This is a genomic window from Pseudomonas sp. ACM7 (assembly GCF_004136015.1).
In the GTDB taxonomy this organism is placed as follows: domain Bacteria; phylum Pseudomonadota; class Gammaproteobacteria; order Pseudomonadales; family Pseudomonadaceae; genus Aquipseudomonas; species Aquipseudomonas frigoris.
Genome location: NZ_CP024866.1, coordinates 4,595,146 through 4,599,091 on the forward strand (window position 1 = coordinate 4,595,146; position 3,946 = coordinate 4,599,091).

Consider the following 3,946-nt stretch of genomic DNA (forward strand, 5'->3'; position numbering starts at 1 on the left):
CGCTGCGTCGTCTGGCGACAATGGAAGCGGCCCTCAACGAGGGCACGTAACTTGATGCGCCTGGGGCTTAGCGAAGCTCGCGCCTGCAAATCAGCCTTCAATGGCCGAGGCCCATGGTGGAGCTCAGGCGCATCTCATATGAATCAGGCGCTGCCGAAGAAACTATGGGGTCAGCTTGGGTTAGTTTCGGTACTGGATACGATAAACCGGCTTAGCCGCATAGCTTGAACCGCCGTATACGGATCCGTACGTACGGTGGTGTGAGAGGACGGCGGCTGTAAAGCCGCCTCCTACTCGATGCTAAAAACTGTTTTAGTTTTTAGGTGCTTCTTTTTTGGCTGCTTCGTTCGATTCAGCCTGAGCTTTTGCGGCTTCGGCGTTTTCTTTCGCCGCGTCGTTCACTTTATCCTGAGCTTTACTCATATCTTGCTGAGCTTGCTCGGCATGTTTGTTAGCATCTTGAGCTTTGTCCTCGGATTTTTTATCGCAGGCTGCGAGACCGAGGGAAGCGGTCAACATCAAGGCAATAGCTAAAGTCTTACGCATGGGGTGTTTCTCCTTATGGAAAATATCTACTGGTCTTTCGAGCACTGCCCATAGCGTTAAGTTCCTCAATTCATACAGATATATAAGATTATTCCGACGGGAACTTTTACTAAAAACGCCTAGTGCGTTGCCTGAACACTAAGAAGAGTTTTATCAAAATGGCCGAAAACCCCGTTTTTGAGCGCGCTACACGATTTCTATCGGCGCTGCGACATTGTCAGGTACTTGGGCTGCGGGTTCACAACGCCAGCAGCGAAGGCCTGACGGTCATCCTGCCGTACAGTCCGCAAATTGTTGGCAACCCGCTAACCGGCGTGATTCATGGCGGGGCGCTGACCTCGCTGATGGACACGGCCTGCGGCATGTCCACCCTCTGCGTGCTGCCCGAGTTCGAAGTTTGCCCGACCCTCGACCTGCGCATCGACTACATGCACGCCGCCGAGCCGCATAAAGATGTCTACGGTTTTGCCCAGTGCTACCGGGTGACCACTGATGTGATCTTTGCTCGCGGTTTTGCCTACCAGGACGATCCCGAGCAGCCCATCGCCCATGTGGTGGGCACCTTCATGCGCATGGGCAAAGCCATCAAGGGCACCAAAGGCTTTGGCGGCGTCATCGCCGGAGGTGCGAAATGACCGACTCCTTCAAGGAACAACTTCAGCAGGCACATGAGCAGGGCGACTACGCCTCGCTGCTGCACCTGATTCCCTACGCCAAACTGATCGGCGTCGAATGTTCGCGGGTGGGGGATGATCTGCTGTTTCGCTTGCCGGCCAACAAGGACAACATTGGTAACCCTTTATTGCCGGCGATTCATGGTGGCGTGATTGCCGGGTTCATGGAGTTGTCCGCAGCGCTGCACCTGCTGATTTTCGCCGGTTCGCCGGGTGTGCCGAAGATCATCGATTTCTCCCTCGACTATCTGCGCGCCGGGCAGTTTCGCGACACCTGGGCCAGATGCCAGGTTTGCCGGCAGGGTCGCCGGGTCGCCAACGTTGCGATTACGGCCTGGCAAAGCACTGAAGCCGAACCGATTGCCACTGCCCGCGCCCATTTCAAAATTGAAGAGCCCTTGAAATCCTGAACTCAGCCCCCAACTTTGATGACAACCCGCCGCCGACCCTTCAGGTCGCGGCCACTGCCATCTGATTGGAGTTTGATGACCATGAGTGTGGAAACTCAAAAGGAAACCCTGGGCTTCCAGACCGAGGTGAAGCAACTGCTGCACCTCATGATCCATTCGCTGTATTCCAACAAGGAAATTTTCCTTCGCGAATTGATCTCGAACGCCTCTGACGCTGTCGACAAATTACGTTTCGAAGCCCTGTCCAAGCCTGAGTTGCTGGAAGGTGGCGCCGAGCTGAAAATCCGTGTGAGCTTCGACAAGGACGCTAAAACCGTCACCCTCGAAGACAACGGCATCGGCATGAGCCGCGAAGAAGCGATCACCCACCTGGGGACCATCGCCAAATCCGGCACCGCCGATTTCATGAAACATCTCTCTGGCGATCAGAAAAAAGACTCGCACCTGATCGGTCAGTTCGGTGTGGGTTTCTACTCTGCATTCATCGTCGCCGATAAAGTTGACGTTTTCAGCCGTCGTGCCGGTGATGCTGCCAGCGAAGGCGTGCACTGGGCATCCCAGGGCGAAGGCGAATTTGAAGTTGCCACCGTTGAGAAGGCCGAACGCGGCACTCGCATTGTCCTGCACCTGAAGTCCGGTGAAGACGAGTTCGCCGATGGCTGGCGTCTGCGCAACATCGTCAAGAAGTACTCCGACCACATCGCTCTGCCGATCGAGTTGCCGAAAGAAGTGGCCGCCGCTGAAGGCGAAGAGCAACCGGTCGTTGAATGGGAAACCGTCAACCGCGCCAGCGCCCTGTGGACTCGCCCTCGCACTGAAGTGAAAGACGAGGAATACCAGGAGTTCTACAAACACGTCGCTCACGACTTCGAGAACCCGCTGAGCTGGAGCCACAACAAGGTCGAAGGCAAGCTCGAATACAGCTCGCTGCTCTACGTGCCGGCCCGTGCTCCATTCGATCTGTACCAGCGTGAAGCGCCGAAAGGCCTGAAGCTGTACGTGCAGCGCGTGTTTGTGATGGATCAGGCGGAGTCGTTCCTGCCGCTGTACCTGCGCTTCATCAAAGGCGTGGTCGATTCCAACGACCTGTCGCTGAACGTGTCGCGGGAAATTCTGCAGAAAGATCCGATCATCGATTCCATGAAGTCGGCGCTGACCAAGCGCGTTCTCGACATGCTGGAAAAGCTGGCGAAGAACGAGCCTGAGCAATACAAGAGCTTCTGGAAAAACTTTGGCCAGGTCATGAAAGAAGGCCCGGCAGAAGATTTCGCCAATAAAGAGAAAATCGCTGGCCTGCTGCGTTTCGCATCGACCAGTGGTGATGAAGGCGAGCAAGTGGTGGGGCTGGCCGAATACCTGGCTCGCGCCAAGGAAGGTCAGGACAAGATCTACTACCTGACCGGCGAAACCTACGCGCAAGTCAAGAACAGCCCCCACCTGGAAGTCTTCCGCAAGAAAGGCATCGAAGTGCTGCTGTTGACCGACCGCATCGACGAGTGGCTGATGAGCTACCTCAGCGACTTCGACGGCAAGAGCTTTGTCGACGTGGCGCGTGGTGACCTGGACCTGGGCAATCTGGATTCGGAAGAAGACAAGAAAGCCGCGGAAGAAGTCGCCAAGTCCAAAGAAGGTCTGGTTGAGCGTCTGAAAACTGCACTGGGCGATTCCGTCGCTGAAGTGCGGGTTTCCCATCGTCTCACCGATTCCCCGGCGATTCTGGCCATCGGCGAGCAGGACCTGGGGATGCAGATGCGTCAGATCCTGGAAGCCAGCGGTCAGAAGGTTCCTGAATCGAAGCCGATCTTCGAATTCAACCCGGCTCACCCGCTGATCGAGAAGCTCGACAACGAGCAGAGCGACGAACGCTTCGGCGATCTGTCGCACATTCTCTTCGATCAGGCGGCCCTGGCCGCCGGCGACAGCTTGAAAGACCCGGCCGCCTACGTGCGCCGTCTCAACAAGCTGCTGGTTGAACTGTCGGTTTAACTGCGTTGTACAAAAACCCGCTTCGGCGGGTTTTTTTATTCGTGCGCCAGGCATGGCGCGTTGCGCGCAAGCGCAACCAGCTTGGCTGTGGTGGCCTCGCTGGTGACTTGGAGGTGAAAGTCCTCTACACACCCGGCAAGGGGAAGTGTTAGCCAGAGGCAAGGGTGTCGCGGGTGACCGCGAATCTGAAGGAAGCCCGAGGCAAAATGCTGGCTTGACGAACAGCAAGCGGATAGAGGCGGCGCAGCGGGGTAAAGGGGCGTGTTTCCCTAAAGCCCAATACTTGCACGGGACGCTGCGACGTAGATCCGACAGGCATAAGCAGGAAGG

The 3,946-nt window shown here is 56.5% G+C and carries 5 protein-coding genes and 1 pseudogene; 4 read left to right on the forward strand and 2 right to left on the reverse strand.

Annotated elements, in window-relative coordinates:
• A pseudogene (locus tag CUN63_RS32305) lies at positions 1 to 228 on the forward strand (group II intron reverse transcriptase/maturase); the annotation flags it as partial.
• An 84-nt stretch (positions 229 to 312) separates the two neighbouring features.
• On the opposite strand, the gene CUN63_RS21770 reads toward CUN63_RS32305, so the two are convergent.
• The gene (locus CUN63_RS21770; RefSeq protein WP_129442298.1) at positions 313 to 546 is read right to left on the reverse strand and encodes a hypothetical protein; all 234 of its coding nucleotides are present in this window, start codon (positions 544 to 546) and stop codon (positions 313 to 315) included.
• Positions 547 to 704: 158 nt separating this feature from the next.
• Between CUN63_RS21770 and CUN63_RS21775 the strand changes: the two genes are divergently transcribed.
• From CUN63_RS21775 to htpG, 3 genes are all read left to right on the forward strand, one after another.
• Positions 705 to 1,181 (forward strand): PaaI family thioesterase, encoded by a 477-nt coding sequence (locus CUN63_RS21775; RefSeq protein WP_129442300.1) that lies wholly within the window; start codon positions 705 to 707, stop codon positions 1,179 to 1,181.
• Positions 1,178 to 1,630 carry a PaaI family thioesterase gene (locus CUN63_RS21780; protein WP_129442302.1) on the forward strand — a complete coding sequence of 151 codons (453 nt, stop codon included), beginning with the start codon at positions 1,178 to 1,180 and terminating at the stop codon, positions 1,628 to 1,630. The genes CUN63_RS21775 and CUN63_RS21780 overlap by 4 nt, the downstream gene beginning before the upstream one ends.
• Before the next feature lie 81 nt (positions 1,631 to 1,711).
• The gene (gene htpG / locus CUN63_RS21785) at positions 1,712 to 3,616 is read left to right on the forward strand and encodes a molecular chaperone HtpG (protein WP_129442304.1); all 1,905 of its coding nucleotides are present in this window, start codon (positions 1,712 to 1,714) and stop codon (positions 3,614 to 3,616) included.
• A 148-nt stretch (positions 3,617 to 3,764) separates the two neighbouring features.
• Here htpG and CUN63_RS31935 read toward each other — a convergent pair.
• Positions 3,765 to 3,946, reverse strand: a 182-nt coding sequence (locus CUN63_RS31935) for a hypothetical protein (RefSeq protein ID WP_218570136.1), incomplete at its 5' end; no start/stop codon positions are given.